We start from the raw sequence: 22,920 nt of genomic DNA on the forward strand, positions 1-22,920 counted from the left end.
CATCAGTACCCGTCATACTTCACGTTGCAGGCGCGTTGGCTGCAACCCGAACTATTAAGGGTAAATTGTATGAAGGGCCTTTTATTATTCGGAATACGATTTTCCGAACCCGAAGGCACCATAATGATTAAGTACATGGCGTGCCGCTGTTCCGCCCGCCGTCATGGCTCGAAGGACGTCGTCTTCGCTCGGTTCAGACGGCTTGGCGGTTAACAGCGAGAGCATAAAACCGGTTAAAAATGCATCTCCGGCACCCAGCGTATCGACCGGTTCGATATATTCCGGCTGCCAGGTGATACGTATTTTTTCAGAATGGTAATAAACATGTTCATGTCCCCGGGTGGCGATAATATGGCGACAACCGTAATCATAAAGTTGCCTTATTTTTATTTGTGTTTCGTCGGGTGTTAACGTACCGCAGGAGACAAAACCATAATCCACCCACGGGCAAACCTGTTTAAAATAGTCATCTGTTCCTCGCGCGGAGAAATCAAATGACAGAGTGATATTGCGCAGTTTTATTTTTTCCAGTTCCGTTTCGAGGTGTCCGTTTAAACTGGAATGGACCAGGTCAAACTGTGCGATATAATCCATATCCTCGGGTGTCAAATGCAGGGGATGTTCGCGCAATACGCCATTCTTATTGCTGGTAACAAACTCCCTGTCTCCCTGATTCAACCGAATGCAGGCATAGCCGTTCTCGCCGTCGTAGTGACGACAGCGCTGTGTATCAACGGCCAATTCACGCAGCGTTGCCTGCACGTGGCGAGCGGCATCGTCACTACCGAACGCCCCTAAAAACGCACTCTCATTACCGGCGAGTCGCGCATAGGCGGCAAAATTCAGCGCATTGCCGCCGGGATACATGATGCCGGTGTGCAGATATTTATCGACGACATTGTCACCAATGCCTATCACCTTAATGCTCATCGTGATTCCTTATGCGCGAACGTTATTGGGGGCGTCCCTGCCAGTCTATTTCCCCAGGTGTTATCAGTATTCCACTTTCCACATATAACGGCGGGTGGTTAATGGGTGTTGGCGAATCTCTGCCAGCGCGCGGTTATATACCGGGTACACGTTGTTAAACAGTGAGTGGTTAAAATAATCAATCACACTGGGTTTGATGGTGGATAGGCCCAATTCTTTCGCATCTACCACTTCTATCCGACGGCCATATTTTTTCAAAAAATTAAGGGCGCGCTCATCGACGGCGCGCGCGCTGCCTTCAGAAAACTGGAAAAAGAAGGGGGTGTTGGCATCGGTAATTTCAAAAGGACCGTGGAAAAATTCGCCGCTGTGAATACAGGCAGAATGGATCCATTGCATTTCCATAAAAATGCAGATGCTTTGCAAATAGGCCGCACCGTAACCGGCTCCGCTGGCCATGGTATAAATCACCTTGTCATCTTTATATTCCTGAGCGAAGGCCGCAGCCCGTTTGCTCAGGTGTTCACAGGCACGATAAACAATGCGGTTGATTTTGCTCAGACCATCCTGGAAATCATCATAATGGGCATAGCCTTCGGTCTGGTGCAGGATCTCTACGGCGCTGATAAGCCCTTTCAGCGTTTTCTCCTGCGCGATATCTTTGCCATCGCCAAAGCTGTAGCTTTCAACAAAATCGCAGTGAGCTACCAGCGGTGAATCCGTTACCCAGGTTAACCCGATAACCGGCACGCCACGGCTTTGCGCCAGCGCTGCCGCCTGAATGGTTTCCGGCGTGTTTCCCTTGTGAGACGCTACGACGACGATGGCATTTTCACCCAGTGCTACCGGCGGGTTATGGATAAACTCTCCGCTGTTATACAGCCCGACAGACACCGTTGTTGCCTCTTTCTCAATAAAGGCTTTCGCCGGATAAAACGCCGCATAGGAGCCCCCGCAGGCGACGTAGTAAACGTGCTTAACGCCCCCTTTCTCCGTTTTGCTGGCTACGATGTCGCTGATAATCTGTTTAATACTCATCACTTTTCCTCTTCGGTCGCTGCCGACATTGGCGCTATCACGTCATGCCTTGCACATTGAATCTTCAATGTATCTAAATGTATTGTTATATGTGTATAACATTGAGATACATTTATGGCAATACACGCGACCATAAAAAATCGGGACCCGCGATGCGGATCCCGATTTAAGCCGTAACAGGACGCGATGAACAGAAAGAAAAAGTGATTACACGGTGAAACGCAGCTTGTCACCGACCACCAGTTGGTGGGAAATGCATGAGATATCGCGGTGGTTGTCTACCATTTCACTCATGATCGAGATGAGCGGATGGCGCTCGGCGACGCCAAGGTAGTGTGCGACGTCGAAATTGGCGTACACCAGTTCGATTACTTTGCTGGAGTGGGTAAACCACAGATCGTAGCGTTGGCGCAGGACGTCATACAGCGAGTTATTATTCAGATCTTCGTTGATCAGGAAGGCAAAACGCGGCGGAAACCATACGGTTTCCAGCGAAACGGGCACCTCGTCGGCATAGCGAATGCGCTCCAGCACCACCGCTTTTTCCTCTTTGCCCATGCCAAAGCGTTCACGAATCTCTTTGTTGGCGGGTTCGAACACGGATTTGATGGTGCGAGCGCCGGGTCGCCGCCCCTGTGAACGACACAGTTCACTAAAGCTCATGATACCCGTCATGCTGCGCTGAAATTTCTCTTCTGATACAAAGGTGCCTTTACCCGATACGCGGGTCAGCAGCTTCTCACGCGTCAATGCATCCAGCGCTTTGCGTACCGTGACGCGGCTGACATTCCAGCTGGCGCTCAGATCGTTCTCGGTCGGGATTTGCTGGCCGGGCGGAAATTCACCGCTGAGAATCGCCTCTTTCAGCGCTTCTTCAAGCTGTTTATACAGCGGTGTTGCACTCGTGGTATCCGGCAGATTCACGTTAAGTATCCTTTTGTATTATCCTCGCCCTCGCGCAAGGATAGCATACAATACTTTCTCTTATGGATACCGTTGGCCTGCGTAACGCATACCGGTCGTGTGCAACGCCCGCTGTCGTTGATTTTAACCGCTCAGGAAGAGGCCGCCAGACGCGGAATAAACGCGGTTGTCTGCTCCTGATAGCGCGGTACATCGTTGACCTGGAAAATCGCCACCGCCTGCGTGAGCTGGCGTGCTTGTTCTTCCAGCGATGCCGCTGCGGCAGCGGATTGTTGCACCAGCGCGGCGTTTTGTTGCGTGACGCCATCGATATCATTAATTGCCTGGCTTACCTGATGGATGCCCTGACTTTGTTCATCGGACGCGGTAGCAATCTCTTCGATCAACGCATTCACCTGACCGATGGCCTCAATAATGCTATCCATCACATCGCCGGTGCGGGTTACATGACGCGCACCGGCATCGACGCGCTCGACGGATTCGGCAATCAGGGTTTCAATGTCTTTGGCGGCCTGCGCACTTTTTTGCGCCAGATTGCGCACTTCACTGGCAACCACGGCAAAGCCGCGTCCTTGCTCACCGGCGCGCGCCGCTTCGACCGCCGCGTTCAGCGCGAGAATATTGGTCTGGAACGCGATGCTGTTGATCATGCTGGTGATGTCAGTGATTTTATGCGAGCTGGCGGCGATGCTGTCCATAATGCCACCCAGCTCTTTGCCCATTTCCCAGCCCTGTTTCGCCACGCCGGTGGCCTTTTCTGCCAGACGCGTGGCCTGATGGACATTGTCGGTGTTGTGCTTGAGCGTGGTCCCCAACTGCTCCATGCTGGCCGCCGTTTGTTGCAGTGCTGCCGCCTGCTGCTCGGTACGGCTGGAGAGATCGTTATTGCCCGCATAGATCTCCGACGTACCCACGTAGATGGCGTCGGCGCTGCCGCGAATAGCAATGACGGTTGCCTTCAGGCTGTCCTGCATTTCCCGTAAATAGGGCACTAACTGCCCGGCGTCGTTGCGGCCAAAGCCATCCAGATTTTTCTCCAGCTTGCCTTCGGTCAGGGTGCGGAAATGATAGCGGATCGCGGTGAGCGGCTTGATGACGCAGCCGACCAGATAGCGATCGGTGAGCAACAGAATCACCGCACCGGCCAGCAGTGCCGCCATCAGGATGTTTTTGCACCATGACACCAGACGATCGATGGTTTGCACGGTTTGGTTATCGGCGGCGACTGCCTGATAGCCATTGACGGCCGCAATAAACTTTTCATTCAACGGATGAAAATCATCGCGGAATACGCGCCGATATTCGGCAAATTTTTTCTCTTGCAGCGCGCTCATCATCGGTTGCAAACCCTGTTGCAGGACGTTCTGCCAGTTTTGCACGGTTTCATCGACCGTTTGCTGCGCAACCTGCGGGTGGGGCATGACTTTGAAGGCGTCCAGACTGGCGGCGCTGTTTTTGTATTCGTCGACCGCCTGCGCCAGCGTGGCATCGACGTCGGTCAGTTTGCCGCTTTGCATCAGCGTCACCACCTGATTAAGGCGGATTGCGGTGTTCATGGATTGATTGGCACCCTTGGTCAGCATATTCAGCCCTTCCACCTGGGTGTTACCCACGATCAAATAGTGCGTTGCCTGATTAAGGGCGGAGAGCGTAAACCACGCCACGCCGCCCCACAGCAAAAGAAACAGCGTCAACACCATCAGCAGCACCTTTCTGATGGTCATATTGCGTAAAAAAGACATGGTGATACCTATCCACTTTCCAACCCCTGGTGATGTTAAGCTACGGCAAGATACGGGAATTCTTACATACGTCTTTTTTATAGGTCGAGGGCAGTATAACAAGCTGAAATTGTTGAAAGTTACCTAATGTAAACCCCAATCGCGTTCGGAGGATATGTCGATAAGGGATGCTCGTGGTATGCTCAAGTAAAAAACGTTTATTCCCATCATGCTTTACAGGGCGTGTGCCTTTGCGTGAGCAGCCAACGCTGCGTTATTTATGTTGCTTTTATGTAAACGGAATTAACAAAACGTTCAAAAATTGATATGCTGGAGTGCATGACGATCTTACTGCCGGATACGCCACCCTACATTTTCACAGGCGGAGGACACATCGCCTGACGCGTAACCGGGTATGGACATCACAACCGGGAGCGAGAGCGCCGGACATAACGAAGACAATGAGAGCGAGGAGAGAATCGTGCTAGAAGAATATCGCAAGCACGTGGCCGACCGGGCTGCACAGGGCATCGTACCCAAGCCGTTAGACGCTTCACAGATGGCAGCGCTGGTAGACGCGCTGAAGAAACCGCCTGTTGGCGAAGAAGAGGTGTTGCTGGATCTGCTGGTGAACCGCGTACCGCCGGGCGTTGATGAAGCCGCCTATGTAAAAGCCGGTTTTCTGGCGGCTGTTGCAAAAGGGGAGGCCCACTCTCCGTTGGTCAGCCCGGAAAAAGCCGTCGAACTGCTTGGCACCATGCAAGGCGGTTATAACATCCATCCGCTGATTGACGCGCTGGACAATGAGGCGCTGGCTCCCATTGCCGCCGATGCGCTGTCGCACACGCTGCTGATGTTCGATAACTTCTACGATGTGGAAGAGAAGGCTAAAGCAGGTAATGTGCACGCCAAACGCGTGGTGCAATCCTGGGCCGATGCCGAATGGTTCCTGTCTCGCCCTAAACTGGCGGAGAAAATTACCGTCACCGTTTTTAAAGTCACCGGTGAAACCAATACCGATGACCTCTCTCCGGCACCCGATGCCTGGTCTCGCCCTGATATCCCACTGCATGCGCTGGCGATGCTGAAAAACGCCCGCGATGGCATTACGCCGGATCAACCCGGTGCCGTTGGCCCAATCAAACAGATTGAAGCGCTCAACCAGAAAGGATACCCGCTGGCCTATGTGGGCGATGTGGTGGGAACCGGTTCTTCGCGTAAATCCGCCACCAACTCGGTGCTGTGGTTTATGGGTGAAGATATCCCTCACGTGCCGAACAAGCGCGGTGGCGGTGTGGTGCTGGGCGGCAAAATCGCCCCCATCTTCTTCAACACCATGGAAGATGCGGGCGCGTTGCCGATCGAAGTGGATGTGAATGAATTAAACATGGGCGATGTGATCGACATCTACCCCTACCAAGGCGAAGTTCGCCTGCACGACAGTGACACCGTGCTGGCAACCTTTGCACTGAAAACCGACGTACTGCTGGATGAAGTGCGTGCGGGCGGGCGTATTCCGCTGATCATTGGTCGCGGTCTGACCACCAAAGCGCGCGAAGCGCTGGGCCTGCCGGTGAGCGATGTCTTCCGTCAGGCGAAGGATGTGGCGCAAAGTACGCGCGGCTTCTCACTGGCGCAGAAGATGGTGGGCCGCGCCTGTGGCGTTGCCGGGATTCGTCCGGATCAGTATTGCGAACCCAAGATGACCTCCGTCGGCTCTCAGGACACCACCGGTCCGATGACCCGTGATGAACTGAAAGATCTGGCCTGCCTTGGCTTCTCTGCCGATCTGGTGATGCAGTCATTCTGTCACACGGCCGCCTATCCGAAGCCGGTTGACGTCACCACGCATCACACGCTGCCGGACTTTATCATGAACCGCGGCGGTGTTTCCCTGCGTCCGGGCGATGGTGTGATCCACTCCTGGCTCAACCGCATGCTGCTGCCGGATACGGTAGGCACCGGCGGTGACTCCCATACCCGTTTCCCGATTGGTATTTCCTTCCCGGCAGGGTCCGGGCTGGTGGCGTTTGCTGCCGCCACCGGTGTGATGCCGTTGGATATGCCGGAATCGGTGCTGGTGCGCTTTAAAGGCAAGATGCAGCCGGGGATTACCCTGCGCGATCTGGTGCATGCCATCCCGCTGTACGCCATCAAACAGGGCTTGTTGACCGTTGAGAAGAAAGGCAAGAAGAACATCTTCTCTGGCCGTATTCTGGAAATCGAAGGGTTGCCCGATCTGAAAGTGGAGCAGGCATTTGAACTCACCGATGCGTCAGCAGAGCGTTCTGCCGCCGGGTGTACCATCAAGCTGGATAAAGCCCCGATCATCGAGTACCTGAACTCTAACATCGTGCTGCTCAAGTGGATGATCGCCGAAGGCTACGGCGATCGTCGTACGCTGGAGCGTCGCGTGCAGGGCATGGAAAAATGGCTGGCCGATCCGCAACTGCTGGAAGCCGATCCCGATGCGGAATACGCCGCGGTGATCGATATCGATCTGGCGGACATCAAAGAGCCGATCCTGTGTGCGCCGAACGATCCGGACGATGCGCGCTGGCTGTCGGATGTGCAGGGCGAGAAGATTGACGAAGTGTTTATCGGCTCCTGCATGACCAACATCGGCCACTTCCGTGCGGCGGGTAAGCTGCTGGATCAGCACAAAGGCCAACTGCCGACGCGCCTGTGGGTTGCGCCGCCGACCAAGATGGACGCCGCGCAACTGACAGAAGAGGGCTATTACAGCGTGTTTGGCAAGAGCGGTGCGCGCGTTGAGATCCCAGGCTGCTCCTTGTGTATGGGCAATCAGGCGCGGGTGGCCGATGGCGCAACGGTGGTGTCTACCTCCACCCGTAACTTCCCGAACCGTTTAGGCACCGGCGCTAATGTCTATCTGGCGTCTGCGGAGCTGGCGGCGGTGGCGTCACTGCTGGGCAAACTGCCGACCCCCGACGAATATCTCGCCGCGATGGCTCAGGTGGATAAAACCGCGCAGGATACTTATCGCTACCTGAATTTCGATCGGCTGGATCAGTATACGGCGAAAGCGGACGGGGTGATTTTCCAAAGCGCTGTCTAATTTCTGTGTGTGATAAATACGACAAGAGCCCCTGATGATAGGGGCTCTTTTTTTTGTCCGATCGCCGTTGAGCACGCAGGTAGGCTTCTGCATGGCCGATGCAGCGCTTAAACAGCGTGTCCAGAATGCGTTTATCCTCCGGAGTCATTGACGGTGTTATCTTAGGGCGCTCAAGCGTGTTGGTGATGCGGTTGAACATCGCGGCTATGCCAACCGGCCTTCCTTTTGAATCCTCATAAATACGGTCGTCCCTTGGGGATACGCCGCCCGCTGCTACGCCAGGTATATCCATTTAGTGCTCCATGCAGTATTCCGTGTCTGGCGAGTGTAAAGCATCTTTTTTTTCAGCCGGGGCAAGCGGCTGGCTTATTGTCACAGTATTTATTGTTGGTTTCTTCCAGAGAAACGTGCGCGTTTTGTCGCAATAGCGGGTATCATCCCCGCCGCGCTGCGCGACCTTGCAATATTTGCAGGCTATCACTGTGAGATGCACTGTGGCCCGCTACACTTGATAGTAAGCACTACCGTGGGAGGATGGCGTCATGGATTATGAATTTTTGCGGGATGTCTCAGGCCAGGTCATTGTGCGTATGTCAATGGGGCACGAAGCCGTTGGCCACTGGTTTAACGAAGAAGTCAAAGAACAGCTTGCTCTGCTTGACGAGGTAGAAGAGGCGGCGCGCGATGTGGCTGGCAGTGAGCGCCAATGGCAAAAAGTCGGGCACGAATATACCCTGTTGCTGGATAGCGAAGAGGTACTGATTCGCGCTAATCAACTCTCCTTCGCCATGGATGAGATGGAAGAGGGCATGAGCTATTACGATGAAGAGAGTCTGGCGCTGTGTGGGTTGGATGACTTTTTAGCGCTGGCAGCCAAGTACCGGGAATTTGTGCAACACCCCCGATAATCAAACGCCTGCGTTGCTAAACGCAGGCGCTGTTTCCTTCAGATGCTGTGCTCTAGGCCCCTTGGAGCGCATTACCGTTGTTCTGTTACTTTTGCGCTTCCACCCAGACGTCAGACAGGGTGTTTTCAATGCCATCCGCCGTGAGTGAGTGATCGTGTACGCGCCGGTTGTAAATCGTGATGTACTGCGGTGAGATCAGGCTGATATCCGGCAGTTCACGTCCGACAATTTTCTGAAATTCGATAAACTTTTGCTTACGCACTGCCGGATCGTTTTCGGTTTGCGCCTCTTCCAACAGGCGATCAACCTCAGCATTCTGGTAGTGAGACGCATTGGAGAACGGGACGCCTTTGCGGAAATTCTTCGACCAGTAAACGCGTTGCACCCCAACCGTCGGATCGAACAGATTGCTATGTCCGTTTAACGTGAATGAGAAATCGCGATCGGTATAAACGCGTTTCACAAAGGCGGATAAATCCTGCGAACGCAGCGTGACGTCAATGCCGATCTTTGCCAGCGATGAGCGCACAATCTCACCGGTGGGTTTCAAGCCGTCGGAGATCGGGTTGTAATCCAACGTGGTTTTAAAACGGATGCCCTTGGCATCGCGCGGATAGCCCGCTTCATCCAGCAGTTGATTGGCGCGTTTGATGTCCAGAGCGTAGGGCGAGGGTGACGGATCGTGGAAATCCTTTAACCCCGGTGCGATGGGCGAGGTGGTCACCGTGGCATAGCCGTAATAAGCCACTTTGCGAATCAGTTCTCGGTCTAACGTGTGTGCAATCGCCTGACGCACTTTCAGGTTTTTAAAATGCTCATCATCCAGATTGAACTGGAGCGAGGAGACGTTATAGGAATAGCTGGTGCCCTTGGTTTCAAACGCCAGTTTTGGTATCGCCTTCAAACGATCCAGATCGCTGAGCGCCACCGGTGAGCGATAGCCAAGATCCACGGTGCCGGTTTCAAAGGCAACCGAACGCGATGAGGCGTCAGGAATAAAGCGGATCACAATCTGATCGACATACGGCTTTTCTTTATCCCAATAATTAGGATTACGCTTGAGGATCAGATGGCTACCGCGCTCCCACTGGCTAAACAGGTAGGGGCCGGTGCCGATCGGTGCGCTTCCGTTCGGGTTTTTAAGCGGATCGGTATTCTCGTAGATGTGCTTGGGCAACATCGGCGATTCTGCTGCGGTCAATGCACGTAACAGATAAGGTGCAGGTTGTGACAGCTCAATCACCGCCGTGTTGGCATCCGGCGTTTTCACCTCAGTGACGCTGGCGAAGGTGCTGGCACCGCGCGGGTGATACTTTTTAAGCAGTTCGATCGAGTAGGCCACGTCCGCTGAGGTGAAATCCTGCCCATCATGCCATTTCACCCCTTTGCGCAGGTGAAAAGTATAGGTTTTGCCATCGGGACTGACCTCCCAGGCGGTAGCCAACTGCGGCTGTGGATTGAGATCGAAATCGTATTTCAGCAGCCCCTCCGTCACCTTGCCGCTCACACTCAGGCTTGGCGTCGCAACGGTGGACAGCGCCACCAGCGTCGGCGGCTCGGCGTTCAAGACGATGTTCAGCGTGCCGCCGCGCTGTGGCTCCGGCGTTTGCGCGTATACGGTGGCACCGCTGGTGGCTAACAGAGCGTACAGCGCCAGCGTTGCCGCTAGCTTCACCGGACGCGGTTGATGCTTTTTCCCTAAACGAAAGTCAAACCAATTCATAAGCACCTCAATATCGTTATTTGTTTTAATCACCGTGGTGATAATCGCGGCTGGCAGCTTGTGCGCTGACCAGTCCGCTACGGACATCCTGCGCGATAGCCTGTGCTGAACGCTCACGCGCATCGCCCAAACCGCCGCCGCCCGGCGTTTCCACCACCAGATGTTCTCCCGGTGGGATCGCCTGTCGGCCTTTACCTTTCAGCAGTGCGCCGGAGGCCAGACTGACTCTGCCCGGCGCGCCGTCCGCACCGCCTTCTGCGCCACGGGCGGGATAAACGATGCGATCCCAGGCTGCGCCCAGTAACATCGGTGCCTGCTGCCCATGGGAGATTTCGATAACTTGCCCCAACCCTCCGCGTTGCCTTCCTGCACCGCCGGAATCCGGTCGATATTCTTTACGCCAGAACACCAGCGGACTCATGGTTTCCAGTATTTCGATGGAGATATTGCGCACGCCGCTGGGGAACGAGGTGGTAGAAAGCCCATCCAGCACCGGGCGACCACCGGTGCCACCGGTGGAAAAGCTGGTGATGGTAAAGCGCTGTTCGTTGACCAAACGTTCATTGGAATAGCCCGCAATCGGGTGGCCGCCCGACAGGCGGATATTCCATAGCGACGAGGAGCCTTCGGCAGGCACCGCGCCGGGGCGCGCCTGACGCAGGCAGCCAAACACCACATCCGGCAACAACTGACCGATAATGTGGCGCGCGGCCACTGCCGCAGGGTAAGGCGCATTGACGATGGAACCTTCCGGCGCGCTAACGCGAATCACGCCTAACGATCCGGCATTGTTGGGAATATCGGCACCAATCAGGCAGCGAATACCAAACGAGGTGTAGGCATCGGTGTAGGCTTTAACCACGTTAATGCCTTGCGGAACATAAGGATCGGTGCCGGTAAAATCGACTTCAATCTCGCCGTCGCGGATGTGCAACGTGGCGCGAATGCGGATCGGCGCATCATAGCCGTCCACCAGCAGTTCGTTGCTCCAACTCCCTTGCGGCCACTGACGCACCGCATCGCGCATCGCCTGCTCGGAGTGCTGTAAAATATGCTCACCCACCGGCACCAGCGAATCGAGGGTGAATTCATCCATCATGCGGTTGAGGAAGCGAGCGCCGACGTCGTTACAGGCCACCAGCGCCAGCAAATCGCCTTCGACCTGCTCCGGTTCACGCACGTTGGCGCGAATAATATCCAGCACCACCTGATTGATCTGGCCGCCATCGATAAAGCGCAGCAGCGGCAGAAACAGCCCTTCGTGATAGATCAACTGACCGTCTGGGCCTGGGCCCAAGCCGCCGATATCCGCGACGTGCAGCGTAGAGGCGAACAGGGCAACCGCCTGTTCCTGACGAAATACCGGCGTTACCATCGTCATATCGTACAGATGGCCGGTGCCTTTCCAGGGATCGTTGGTTAAAAACACATCGCCCGGACGCATCTGCTCCAAGGGGAACGCGCGCAGGAAGTGTTTGACCGACTCCGCCATCGAATTGACATGGCCGGGTGTGCCGGTAACCGCCTGTGCGATCATGCGTCCATCCGGCAGAAAGACCCCGGCGGACAAGTCACCGGCTTCCCGGGTTGAGGTGCCAAACGCGGTGCGGATCAGCGCTTGTGCCTGCTCCTCCACCACGGAAATCAGCCGGTTCCACATCACCTGATACTGCAATGCTGCCACTGGCGCGGAGGCGGACGTTAGGTTACTCATGATGAAAATCCTCAGTGCCAAGCTCAAGAATCAGATGCCCCTGCGGGCTGAGATGGGCAGAAAAACCGCTGTCCACCACGGTAGTGGTTTCCTCTTCTACCACCAGTGCCGGACCGGATACGAAGTGTCCCTGCGCGAGCGCCGTACGCTCATAAAGCGGCGTGGCGATAAAGGCGTTGTCCTCAATCTGATACACCGAACGCTGATGTAGCGATGAGGCGGCGGTAAGCGTGTGGCTCGGCACCCAGCGAGCGGTCGCCGGGGCAAGATCGTCATGGGTCGAGGCGGCAACCGACCAACTGATGGCCTCAACCGGTACATGGTCGAGACTGCGGCCATACAGCTCGCGATAGCGCTGTGCAAAACGCGCTTGCAGTAGGTGGACGGTTTGTACCTGCACGGCACCGTCCGGCAGTTCGATGGGCACCTCATGCCCTTGGCCGGCATAGCGCAGATAGACGATGCGCTGTACTTGAATATCCCCCTGCGGCGCGGCCTGACGTACGATAGCGGTCGCTTGCTCGGTCAATCCGGCCAGCAGCGCGTTGACCTCATCGTAGTTCAAGCGATCTAACCGTTGATAGAAGCTGCGTACGGCCTGATAGGCTATCGGTGCCCAAAGAAAACCCAGCGCCGAGCCGACACCGGCAGAGCGGGGGATCACCACGCGGGTAATGCCCAGCTTGCGTGCCAGCCGTGCCGCCTGAAGCGGCGCGGCACCGCCAAAGGCGATAAGGGTATAGTGCTCCACGTGTTTGCCCTGTTCGCTGGCATGCACACGTGCGGCGTTAGCCATATTCTCTGCCACGATCTCAGCGACAGAGAGCGCCGCCAGCTCGGAGGAATAGCCCAGCGGTGCACCGATCTGCGCGGCGAGCGCCTGCTGTGCGGCTTCAATATTTAAGGCCACTTTACCGCGGGCGAAGCGCGCGGGGTCCAGCCGACCCAGTACCGCATTGGCATCGGTTACCGTGGCCTGCGTGCCGCCTAATCCGTAGCTGACCGGTCCCGGTTCGGAACCGGCACTGTCCGGGCCAACCTGAATGCGTTGCAGGGTATCCACGCGGGCGATCGAGCCGCCGCCTGCGCCGATCTCCACCATTTCGATCACCGGAATGCGGATCGGCAGCCCGGAACCTTTCTGGTAACGGTGCACGCGACCAAATTCGAAGTTGCGGGAAATTTGCGGATGATAATCATCGATAAAGCAGATTTTTGCCGTGGTACCGCCCATATCAAACGACAGCGCTCGGGTTTCACCCAGTTCAGCGGCCACGCGCTGGGCCAGGATAGCACCACCCGCCGGGCCGGATTCCACCAGACGCACCGGCTGTTCGATGCCGGTTTGCAGCGTGGTGATCCCGCCGCCGGAGGTCATCAAAAACAGTGGGATGTGTAATCCGCGTGCGGTCAACAACTGCTCCAGACGTGACAGATAGCCGGCCACTTGCGGTTGCACGTAAGCGTTCGCGCAGGTGGTAGAGAGCCGTTCGTATTCACGGATTTCCGGGCACACCACGCTGGAAAGCGACACCGCGAGATGAGGCAGTTCTTGTTGCAGGATCTCAGCAACGCGCTGTTCATGCTGCGGGTTGCGATAGCTGTGCAGCAGCACTACGGCGACGCTGTCGATATCTTCCTCGCGCAGTGACTGTGCAATGCGCCTTACGTCGTCCTCATTGAGCGGCAGCAGCACCTCCCCCTGCGCATTGATGCGCTCGGTGACGCCAAAGCGCCAATAGCGTGGCACCAGCGGAGCGGGTTTTTGCAGGAACACATCGTACTGTGCGAAGCGATCTTCCAGACCAATTTCGACCAGATCGCGGAAGCCCTGGGTGGTGATCAGTGCCGTGCGCGCCCCTTTGCGTTCAATCAGCGCATTGGTGGCAAGCGTGGTGCCGAGGATCAACAGGTCCACATCGTGCAGCGTCCGGCCTGCGAGCTTCAGGTTCTCTTCGATACCTTGCAGCACGCCCTGTTCCGGTTCAGTGGGGGTGGTCAGGGTTTTTGACGTGTAACGTTGTTCACCATCGAGCAATACCACATCGGTAAAGGTGCCGCCAACATCAACGGCCAGGCGTATTGCGGGCTCTGGTTTATCTTGCGAGGAAAGCGGTAATTCAGACATAACGCGAACGTGTTCCAATACTGTTGCCAAACCATCACCGCGCCGCGCGTCAACACACGCAACAAGCGGCAATGCTCAGGGGAGATGAGGAGATGGAAGCACTATCGGGTGATATAACGGACAAAACAATAAAGTATATTTGCTAACCATATGCAGAATAAGCAATAGGGTGCTATGTGGTTTGCCGCCCTCTGCATACTCATCACGGAGGGCGGCAATCAGGTGGGTCTCTATTGAGAAACTACAATGATGCTCCACCGCATATCACCAACTGCTGGCCGGTAATGGCGGCGGCAGACGGCGAGAGCAGATAGCACACCAGATCGGCCACTTCCTGCGGCTGGATAAAACGCCCGATGGGGGGCAGCTTCGGCGGTGAACGCTGTCTGCCGGGTTGGTTTAGCATCGGCGTTTCAGTGGCTCCCGGTGCCACGATATTGACTGTGATACCGCGCGGTGCCAACTCTGCCGCCCAGCTTCTTACCATACCGATCATGGCAGATTTGGTGGTGACATACTGGCTGCGCCCTGCCGCGCCGCTCGAAGTGCGGCTGCCCAGCAGAATGATACGACCACCGCTCGGTAATTTATCGACCAGCCTGTCGGCCAGCACTTCGGCAACCTGCACATGCAAGCGCCACAGCGTTGCGCTGTCAGCCAGGTTGAGTTGACCCAGCGGGGCTGCTTTCATCATGCCTGCGGCGTGAATCACGGCATCGACCTGTGCGATGTGCGCAAGATAACCTTGCAGCGCGTCGAGATCGGTAACGTCCAACGCCTGATGGGTAAACTGCGGATGCGTGAGCGCGCCGGGTTGGCGCGACAGCCCCGTCACTTTCCATCCCTGATCCAATAACGTTTGGGCAATGGCGGCACCAATGCCGGAGCTGGTGCCGGTAATCAGCGCATGTTTGCGTTCGCTGACAGCCATAAGGTGCTCTCCTGTATCAAGACCCGTCAGTACTACCGTTGGGTAACATCGCTGACGGGCACTTTAAACACCGCTTTTTTCACCGGTGCGGGAATATTGCCTACCGCGCACAGCGCCTGATGCGGTTCTCCAGGGTAGAACGTGACAAAATCGCCGGCGCGCAAATGGATCTGATGCGGCACTTGCGGATTGTCCAGAATATAGAGATCCGGCTTACGCTCGGTCGCGGGTTGCCCAATCACACTGTTCAGCCCATAACCGATGATCTCTTCCCCAGCCAGAATCAACTGAATATCCAGAAAGTTGTGGTGGAACTCGGTATGACGTTCTGCCTGCGGTGCGGTAGATACGGTGCCAATACTGTAAAACCAGTCTGCCCCTTCCGGTTGGTATTTCCCTTCCGGCTTGGCGTTCAGTTCATCCAGCGTCATGCCGGGTGAGGAGAGAATCGCTAACAGCGGTGCGGGCAGCGTCGCCAACGGCAGATGCTGCAAATTGCCTGCAATCATGGTGTAGCTCCTGAAAAAAAGAGACACCGCAAAGGCGGTGTCTCTCGGTGTATCAGCCTTTTACCCACGCCTCATCGACACATACATACTTGATGGCCTGACGGAAATAGGTGAAAGCCACATGCAATTTCCCCTCCGGTCCCTGCTTGATGCTGGGATAGGAGAACTCGCGGTTCAGTTTCTGCTGCGAGTTGTTGGTCATGCAATAACCGTCGCCCACTTCGATATTGCGCTGCCACGGCCAGGTCTTGCCGCCATCTTCCGAAATGGCCAGCGTCATGGGGGCGCGCGGTGCGCCCCAGAAGGCGCTGCGCCCTTCGGTGATTTCCGGCATTTTGGCGTCATTGCCGCCTTCTTCATCTTCGATTTCGTCATACAACGACACGCGACGCTCGGTGGCATCGGCGGCGCTCATGTGGTTGAACACCAGCGCCAGATGGCCGTTTTGCAGCGTCGTCACCTGAATCGACGAGTTGTTGTTCGGTAACGTGGTGGGCACCGGTACCGACCAGGTTTTGCCGCCATCCGTGGAATGGCTACGATAGATAAAGTCAGCCCAACGGCTGCGGAACAGCGCCAGCAGTGAACCGTCCGCCAGCGGCGTGATGTTCATGTGGACGCAGCCCGTGCTGTTTGGCACCGGGTATTCCTGCCAGGTTTTACCCTGATCGCTGGAGATTTTGACTGCGCTGTCATCGTTGTTACCCACCCACTTTTCACCCGGCTCGACGCGGCAATAGAACACCGGCAGCAGCCAGTCGCCGTTTGGCAGCACAGTGATCGGCTGGCGGATAAAGGTGCCCGGCTGGTCCAGCAGCGTACCGATTTCCCCCCAGGTGTAGCCCTGATCGGTGGACTGGCGATAACGCACAATGGCGGTGTCCTGATTACCGGATTTCTGCGCGGTATAGAGCAGCCACAGCACGCCGTCTGGTGCCAGAAACAGCACCGGGTTCTGCTCGGAGCGGGTCGCATCTTCCGATAGCTTAACCGCATCCGACCATTGTGCGCTGCCGTTAGCCAGACGCGACTGGTAAATTGAGATATCCGCGATCCCTTCCTGCGTACCGCCAAACCAGACGCACAGCACATCGCCATTTGGTAAATGCAGCAGGTTGGCCGCGTGGTTTTGTGGGCAGACGGAAGGCAGGTAGGCATCAATGCGCTGCGCATCCCCTTCGGCCTGGTGAATCACGCCGGTACGTTCTACGGTGATGGTTTCAGTCGTCATGACGATTAGGCTCCTGTTTGAGAGACGGATGTTTTCTTTTCTGACTGCGGTGCGTTCTTGTTCGGAATCAGGCGATCCAGCAGCATCACAACCGCAGGGGTGACCAGGGCCACATACATGTTATCGATGCCGAACGGGTTGCCCATCACATACCATACCGAGGTGACTACGCAGGCAGCAATCAGGCTGGCGTTGGCACCGCGAGTGCTGTTAAAGAACGGCAGGTAGAAGGCAATCATCGCGACCACCGAGATGGACAGACGGATGGCACGGGTAAAGAACGACAGCTTCAGCACTTCAGGCACCAGCAGCACAAAGACCAGCGGCAGAAAACCGATGATGAGCGAGAACACGCGCGTCATCTTCATCTCTTTTTCTGGCGTCGGGTTGTAGTACGGTACGTAGAAATCTTTCACGATCAGTGAAGCAATCGCCAGCGCCACGGTACTCACGCTGATAAAGATGGACGCCACCAGCGAGGTAGTAACCAGACCCGCGACCCACGGGTTCATGTCTTGCAGGAACACCGGCAGTGCGTACAGGCTCTTGATTTCCGGGTGGACGAACTTCGCAGCCACACCAATCACGGCGATGGCCAGAGCAATCGGCATACAGAACAGGAAGGCAATCCAGGTGGCGCGTTTGGCGGATTTTGCATCTTTGGTCGCTGAAATCGCCTGAATCACGAACTGGGTACAGAAAATCGAACCGATAGTACCGATCAGCCAGGCAAAGATGGTGCTCGCGCCGATGTTGCCATCCCAGGTCCAGTAGAACTCTGGCATCTGCTGAACCATCGGGGTAATACCGCCAGTCATCTTCAGGGCCACGTACAGGATGATCATCACGCCAATGTACTTCACGCCACTGTGGATCAGGGTGACATACGCTACGCCTTTCAACCCACCGAAGTAGAAGTAGAAAGTACTAACGATCGCCGTGATCAAGGCGGCTACTGGCAGAGAGATTTTCAGTACGGTGGAGATGGCCGCCGCGCCGCTGACGTAGTTACCCACGTTCACCAGCAGCAGAGCGTAGATCATGATGATCGAAATAATGTTCTTGGTGGAAGTGCCGTACTTCTCGGCGATGGCGCCAGAAATGGTCACTTTACCGGTGTTGTAGATCTTCTTCACCAGGATCATGCCGAACAGCAGGAAGCCGATGGCAGCACCGATCACGGACCAGGAGGCGGCGATGCCACTTTCAAACGCGGCTTGCGCCGTCCCTACCGTGGATTTTGCGCCGATAAACTCGGTCATCAGCAAAATACCGACGATAAACGCGGGCAGCGCACGCGACCCTTCCATAAATTCGGAGCTGGATTTACTGCGTAATTTCAGCGTCAGCCAGGAAGTGAACGCGATATAAAACACTATCATCCCAATGATGATGAGGGTATCTGTCAGATCAAAATGGTTCATATCTTTCGACCTATCGTTGTCGTTGTTGTCGCAGGGTGGTTGTTATCAAACAGGGCAATAAACGTTGTTAGGCAAAGGCGCTGACGATTCGACGGATAGCCGCTTCATCCTGTTCAGAGAACTGGATGGGATAGCGACTGACGCCAACCTCATGGCCCATTAATGTCAGTGCCTTTTTCACCGCAGCAGGCGAGAACGCAATGGCGTACAGCGTTTTTCTCAGCTCGCTGACCTGTTCCTGTGCCTGACGTGAACCGTCGATGTCACCGGCGTGGAAACGGTGCCAGATTTGACTGATAGGCTCTGGTGCCACGTTAGCCAGCCCGGAAATACAGGCAGAACAGCCTTCGACGAAGCCCTGATGAATCAATGAATCCGGCCCGTTGAGCACGTCAAAGTTCGGAATACCTTTGGCGGCTTGCAGGAAGCCGTTCAGGCTTTCATAGCTGCCTGCGCTGTCCTTGATGCCGATGATGTTGGGATGATCGGCGAGAATGCGCACGGTTTCCGGCGTAAGCGTATTGCCGGTACGTGCAGGAATGTTGTAGAGGAACACCGGAACCGTTAACGCATCCGCCACCGCGCGGTAGTGGGCGATCAGTTCTTCTTGTTTCAGCGGAATGAAATAGGGGGTGATAACGGAAACCGCATCGACACCCAGTGCGGCGATACGCTTGCCGAGCTTGATGGTTTCACGCGTAGAGATTTCACCGATATGGCCTACCACCGGCACCTTGCCTGCAACTTCATCCACGCAGGTTTCGGTGACCGCGACTTTTTCATCGGTGTGTAATACGAAGAATTCGCCGTTGGTACCGTTGCAGAAGATACCGTTGCCATACTGCATCTGGCGCTGAATCTGCGCGCGCAATGCTGTTGGATTGAATTCACCCTGACCGTCAAAGGGCGTGACGATTGCGGTCAACACGCCAGTAATACGTTTGCTCATTGTTTTTCCTCGTTACTGCGTAATCAAAAAAGAACACCAAGTCTGTGAATCAGAACAGCGTCAGATAAATATCGCGCACGTCGTCCGCCTTCACCGTGGCGGGCACGTTTTTCATAAGACGCTGAACCTGCAAAGCCCCTTCGACCAGATCGGGCAAATGCGTTTTTTCGATACCTAATTGTTGCAGTGAGCTGGGCAGCGCCAGGCGCTGAACCAGATCGGTGAAATAGGTGACCAGCGCGTGCGATTTCTCCGTGACGGAGAGCGACAGGTTGGCGTCGGGCAGCAGGTCGTAGGCCTGCGCGAATTTTTCTTCCGCCGCCGGGCGCACAAAGCGCATGCAAGGGGCCAGTAAAATGGCATTCGCCACGCCGTGGGGAATGTGGTACTTGCCGCCGAGCGGATAAGACATGGCGTGCACCAGATGCGTGCCCGCGTGGGCAATGGCGGCACCGCCGTAATAGGACGCCCACAGCATGTTCAGTCGTGCTTCCAGATTCCCGGGTTCACGGATGGACAGCTCGATATTGGCAAACAGCTTTTTCAAACCGATTAGCGCGTAGTTATCACCCACCGGGTTGGCGATGGTCGCGGTGAAGCATTCGATCAGGTGGCACAGCGCATCGATACCGGTGGACGCCGCAATGTGAGACGGCATGCTGGTGGTCAGTTCCGGCACCAGTGCCACGTAGTCCGGCAGCATGACCGGTGTGATGATGCCCACCTTGGTGGCTTTCTCAGGGATCGCCAGAATGGCGTTCGGCGTGGCTTCGGAGCCGGTGCCCGCCGTCGTCGGGATCAATAAGGAGGCGGTGCGGCGCGTCGGTTTTTCACCGGCCAGCAAGCTGTCGAGAGAGACCGCGTCATCACCGACGCACAGCAGCGACAGCAGTTTGGCCACGTCCAGCACGCTGCCGCCGCCTACGCCAATCACCAGTTCGGTGCGCGCATTGGGCAGCGCTTCCAGAATATGAGCGACATCGTGCTGGCTCGGCTCCGGCGGCACATTATCAATCAGGGTGATGGCCGGAACGCATGCTTTAACCTGATTGAGCAGTGCCTGTACGCCGGGCTGCTGCACGATGTTGCGGTCCGTCACGAACAGCACGTGCTGGCGTGAGGTTAACAGGTAGCGGATATCGTTAATGGCCTGGCTGCCGCTGATGATAGTGCTATTGATGTTCATGGCGTTCCTTTACAGTGTTCACGCAGTGAAAGTGATTTTTCTCAATCAATACGTGCTTGGCGATCGTGTATTGACGTAATGACGTCATTTTGTAGCGTAATTTATAGGCTAGATTGGTTTTAAATAATTTGACGTTGCTCACATATAATCAAATATGATTCAATATAATCATTATCAGGTAATCGACACACCATCGTCGTTATGCCGTTATCGATAAATAAGGGGTGGGTATGCCACAGCGGCAAGATGTCAGCCTGGAACTTACAGCTAACCAGGTGTTGGTCGTCGCGGATGATTTCACCGGGGCTAACGATGCCGGGGTTGGGCTGGCACTTCAGCAGGCGCAGGTCAATGTGATTCTGGAGTTGGACGCATTGACGACGGGAGCCTTGCATGAGGTGACGGTTATCAATACCGACAGCCGGGCGCAGGCAGCGCAAGATGCCGCGCTGCGCGTGGTGCACGCCGTGACCCGCTGGCGTGAAGCGGGCGGCAACGGATGGGTATTCAAGAAGATTGACTCCACGCTGCGCGGCAACCTCGGCGCGGAAATCGCGGCAGCGTTGACGGCCAGCGGTGCTGACATGGCGCTGATTGCACCTGCTGTTCCGGCGCTTGGGCGCATCACCCGTGACGGGAAAGTGTGGGTCAACGGGACACTGCTGACCGAAACCGAATTTGCCAGCGATCCAAAAACGCCGGTACGCAGCGCCGATATTGCCGAACGTATCGCGGAACAAAGTGCCTTGACCACGGCGACCTTAAGTGTGAGTGAAAATAATCATTCTGCTCTCGCCGCGCAGCTGCGGCGCTTGCGCGATGCGGGTATCAAGGGGGTGATTATAGACGCTGAGACACCGCAGGCATTGGCTCTGATCGTGGCGGCCGCGCAGACGCTGCCAGTGAAACCGCTGTTGGTTGGCGCCGCCGGCCTGAGCGATGCGCTGGCTCAGGCCCTAAGCTTCACGCCGCCACCGCGCCCCGCATTGCTGGCGGTGGTGGGCTCGATGAGCGAAATGACGCAAAAACAGATCGCGGCGGTGAGCGCGCTGTCGCAGGTGACGCTGTTTGATGTGGATGTCCGCCCTTTGCTTACGTCTGCGGGAGCCACATTGGCGCAAGACACCGCGCGCGCCGCGGCCGACGCGCTGCTGGCAGGCAGACATTGCCTGATTCGTACCTGCCGTGACGAGCAACAGCGCCACGAGATTGCGCAGCTATGCCAGCAGCACGGCCTCAGCCGTCAGCAATTGGGTGAACGTATCAGTGATTTTCTGGGAGAAATGGCCCGTTGCACGGTGGCGTTATGCCGTCCGGCAGGGCTCTATCTCTCCGGTGGCGACGTGGCGATTGCCGTGGCCGCAGCGCTCGGTGCTACCGGGTTTCATATCAAAGGACAGCTTGCGTCCTGTGTACCTTGGGGACGCTTCGTCGACAGCATCGTCGGCGATATCCCTGTCATGACTAAAGCAGGCGGCTTCGGTGATGAAGCCACCTTGCATCACGTTTTACGCTTTATTGAGGAGAGAGTGAGTGAGTAAAATTATTGCAATAACCATGGGTGACCCGGCGGGTATCGGTCCTGAGATTATTATTAAATCCCTGGCAGAAGGGGAATTGTCTGGCGCATCCGCCGTGGTGGTGGGCTGTGTGCAAACCCTGCGTCGTATCCTTGCGCTGAACATTGTGCCGCAGGTTGAGCTGAATGTGATCGACGAACCGGCTCAGGCGCGTTTTGCCCCCGGCATTATTAATATCATTGATGAGCCGCTGGCCGATCCACAAGCGCTCGTCCCAGGCGTGGTGCAGGCGCAGGCAGGGGATCTGGCCTACCGCTGCATTAAAAAAGCGACGGCGCTGGCGTTGGCCGGAGAGGTTCAGGCGATTGCGACTGCTCCGCTGAACAAGGAAGCGATGCACTCTGCGGGGCACATTTACCCTGGGCATACCGAACTGCTGGCGAAGCTGACCAACAGCCGGGATTATGCCATGGTGCTGTATACCGACAAACTAAAAGTCATTCATGTGACAACGCACATTGCATTGCGCAAATTCCTGGATACCCTAAACCGCGACCGTGTAGAAACCGTCATCGGCATGGCGGATACCTTCCTGAAACGCGTGGGTTACACCAAACCGCGTATCGCTGTCGCTGGGGTTAACCCGCATGCGGGTGAGAACGGCTTGTTCGGCGATGAAGAAATCACCATTGTCGGCCCTTCCGTTGAGGCGATGAAGGCGAAAGGGTTGGACGTCTACGGTCCCTGTGCGCCGGATACTGTCTATCTGCAAGCCTATGAAGGGCAATATGACATGGTGGTGGCGATGTATCACGATCAGGGCCATATTCCGCTTAAGCTGTTGGGCTTTTATGATGGGGTAAATTTAACCGCAGGCTTGCCGTTTATTCGTACTTCGGCCGATCACGGTACGGCATTTGATATCGCCTGGACAGGTAAAGCGAAGTCTGAGAGCATGGCTATCTCGATTCAACTCGCCATGCAGCTTGCCTGACAGGGGAGGGG

Annotated in this window: 17 protein-coding genes; 4 read left to right on the forward strand and 13 right to left on the reverse strand. The window is 56.0% G+C overall.

Annotated features, from left to right (window positions below; genetic code table 11):
• Positions 1-84: 84 nt before the first annotated feature.
• The 4 genes from J5067_RS16230 to J5067_RS16245 all read right to left on the reverse strand — a co-directional run bounded on the left by J5067_RS16230 (position 85) and on the right by J5067_RS16245 (position 4,634).
• Positions 85-930, reverse strand: coding sequence for a fructoselysine 6-kinase (locus J5067_RS16230; protein WP_264651555.1), 846 nt, complete (start codon positions 928-930; stop codon positions 85-87).
• Positions 931-993: 63 nt separating this feature from the next.
• Complete coding sequence (gene fraB / locus J5067_RS16235) at positions 994-1,971, reverse strand: 6-phosphofructose-aspartate deglycase (protein WP_264627821.1); 978 nt, start codon at positions 1,969-1,971, stop codon at positions 994-996.
• A 204-nt stretch (positions 1,972-2,175) separates the two neighbouring features.
• Complete coding sequence (locus J5067_RS16240) at positions 2,176-2,892, reverse strand: GntR family transcriptional regulator (RefSeq protein WP_264627820.1); 717 nt, start codon at positions 2,890-2,892, stop codon at positions 2,176-2,178.
• Between the two features lie 131 nt (positions 2,893-3,023).
• Positions 3,024-4,634, reverse strand: a complete 1,611-nt coding sequence (locus tag J5067_RS16245; protein WP_264651556.1) for a methyl-accepting chemotaxis protein — start codon at positions 4,632-4,634, stop codon at positions 3,024-3,026.
• A gap of 460 nt (positions 4,635-5,094) precedes the next feature.
• On the opposite strand from J5067_RS16245, the gene acnB reads away from it, so the two are divergent.
• Together acnB and yacL are read left to right on the forward strand one after the other, a co-directional pair.
• A complete protein-coding gene (acnB, locus tag J5067_RS16250; protein ID WP_264644609.1) occupies positions 5,095-7,692 on the forward strand; it encodes a bifunctional aconitate hydratase 2/2-methylisocitrate dehydratase in 2,598 nt (865 codons plus the stop codon).
• Between the two features lie 542 nt (positions 7,693-8,234).
• Positions 8,235-8,600, forward strand: coding sequence for a protein YacL (gene yacL / locus J5067_RS16255; RefSeq protein ID WP_264644610.1), 366 nt, complete (start codon positions 8,235-8,237; stop codon positions 8,598-8,600).
• Positions 8,601-8,685: 85 nt separating this feature from the next.
• On the opposite strand, the gene J5067_RS16260 is transcribed toward yacL, so the two are convergent.
• From J5067_RS16260 to J5067_RS16300, 9 genes are all read right to left on the reverse strand, one after another.
• Positions 8,686-10,323, reverse strand: a complete 1,638-nt coding sequence (locus tag J5067_RS16260; protein ID WP_264651557.1) for an ABC transporter substrate-binding protein — start codon at positions 10,321-10,323, stop codon at positions 8,686-8,688.
• A gap of 25 nt (positions 10,324-10,348) precedes the next feature.
• Complete coding sequence (locus tag J5067_RS16265) at positions 10,349-12,037, reverse strand: hydantoinase B/oxoprolinase family protein (protein WP_264651558.1); 1,689 nt, start codon at positions 12,035-12,037, stop codon at positions 10,349-10,351.
• On the reverse strand, positions 12,030-14,165 hold the full coding sequence (locus tag J5067_RS16270; protein ID WP_264644613.1) for a hydantoinase/oxoprolinase family protein: 2,136 nt from the start codon (positions 14,163-14,165) through the stop codon (positions 12,030-12,032). The genes J5067_RS16265 and J5067_RS16270 overlap by 8 nt, the downstream gene beginning before the upstream one ends.
• Positions 14,166-14,406: 241 nt before the next feature.
• A complete protein-coding gene (locus tag J5067_RS16275; RefSeq protein WP_264651559.1) occupies positions 14,407-15,096 on the reverse strand; it encodes an SDR family NAD(P)-dependent oxidoreductase in 690 nt (229 codons plus the stop codon).
• A 32-nt stretch (positions 15,097-15,128) separates the two neighbouring features.
• Positions 15,129-15,605 (reverse strand): YhcH/YjgK/YiaL family protein, encoded by a 477-nt coding sequence (locus tag J5067_RS16280; RefSeq protein ID WP_264651560.1) that lies wholly within the window; start codon positions 15,603-15,605, stop codon positions 15,129-15,131.
• Positions 15,606-15,657: 52 nt separating this feature from the next.
• On the reverse strand, positions 15,658-16,836 hold the full coding sequence (locus J5067_RS16285) for an exo-alpha-sialidase (protein WP_264651561.1): 1,179 nt from the start codon (positions 16,834-16,836) through the stop codon (positions 15,658-15,660).
• A gap of 5 nt (positions 16,837-16,841) precedes the next feature.
• Positions 16,842-18,260, reverse strand: coding sequence for a sodium:solute symporter family protein (locus tag J5067_RS16290; protein ID WP_264644617.1), 1,419 nt, complete (start codon positions 18,258-18,260; stop codon positions 16,842-16,844).
• A 67-nt stretch (positions 18,261-18,327) separates the two neighbouring features.
• Positions 18,328-19,209, reverse strand: a complete 882-nt coding sequence (locus J5067_RS16295) for a dihydrodipicolinate synthase family protein (protein ID WP_264644618.1) — start codon at positions 19,207-19,209, stop codon at positions 18,328-18,330.
• A 49-nt stretch (positions 19,210-19,258) separates the two neighbouring features.
• Complete coding sequence (locus tag J5067_RS16300; RefSeq protein WP_264651562.1) at positions 19,259-20,395, reverse strand: iron-containing alcohol dehydrogenase; 1,137 nt, start codon at positions 20,393-20,395, stop codon at positions 19,259-19,261.
• Between the two features lie 230 nt (positions 20,396-20,625).
• Here J5067_RS16300 and J5067_RS16305 point away from each other — a divergent pair, with 230 nt between their 5' ends.
• Together J5067_RS16305 and J5067_RS16310 are read left to right on the forward strand one after the other, a co-directional pair.
• A complete protein-coding gene (locus J5067_RS16305; protein WP_264651563.1) occupies positions 20,626-21,936 on the forward strand; it encodes a four-carbon acid sugar kinase family protein in 1,311 nt (436 codons plus the stop codon).
• Positions 21,929-22,909 (forward strand): D-threonate 4-phosphate dehydrogenase, encoded by a 981-nt coding sequence (locus J5067_RS16310; RefSeq protein ID WP_264644621.1) that lies wholly within the window; start codon positions 21,929-21,931, stop codon positions 22,907-22,909. Before J5067_RS16305 ends, J5067_RS16310 begins: the two co-directional genes overlap by 8 nt.
• Positions 22,910-22,920: the final 11 nt, after the last annotated feature.

It is taken from the genome of Candidatus Symbiopectobacterium sp. NZEC151 (assembly GCF_025962655.1).
Classification (GTDB): Bacteria; Pseudomonadota; Gammaproteobacteria; order Enterobacterales; family Enterobacteriaceae; genus Symbiopectobacterium.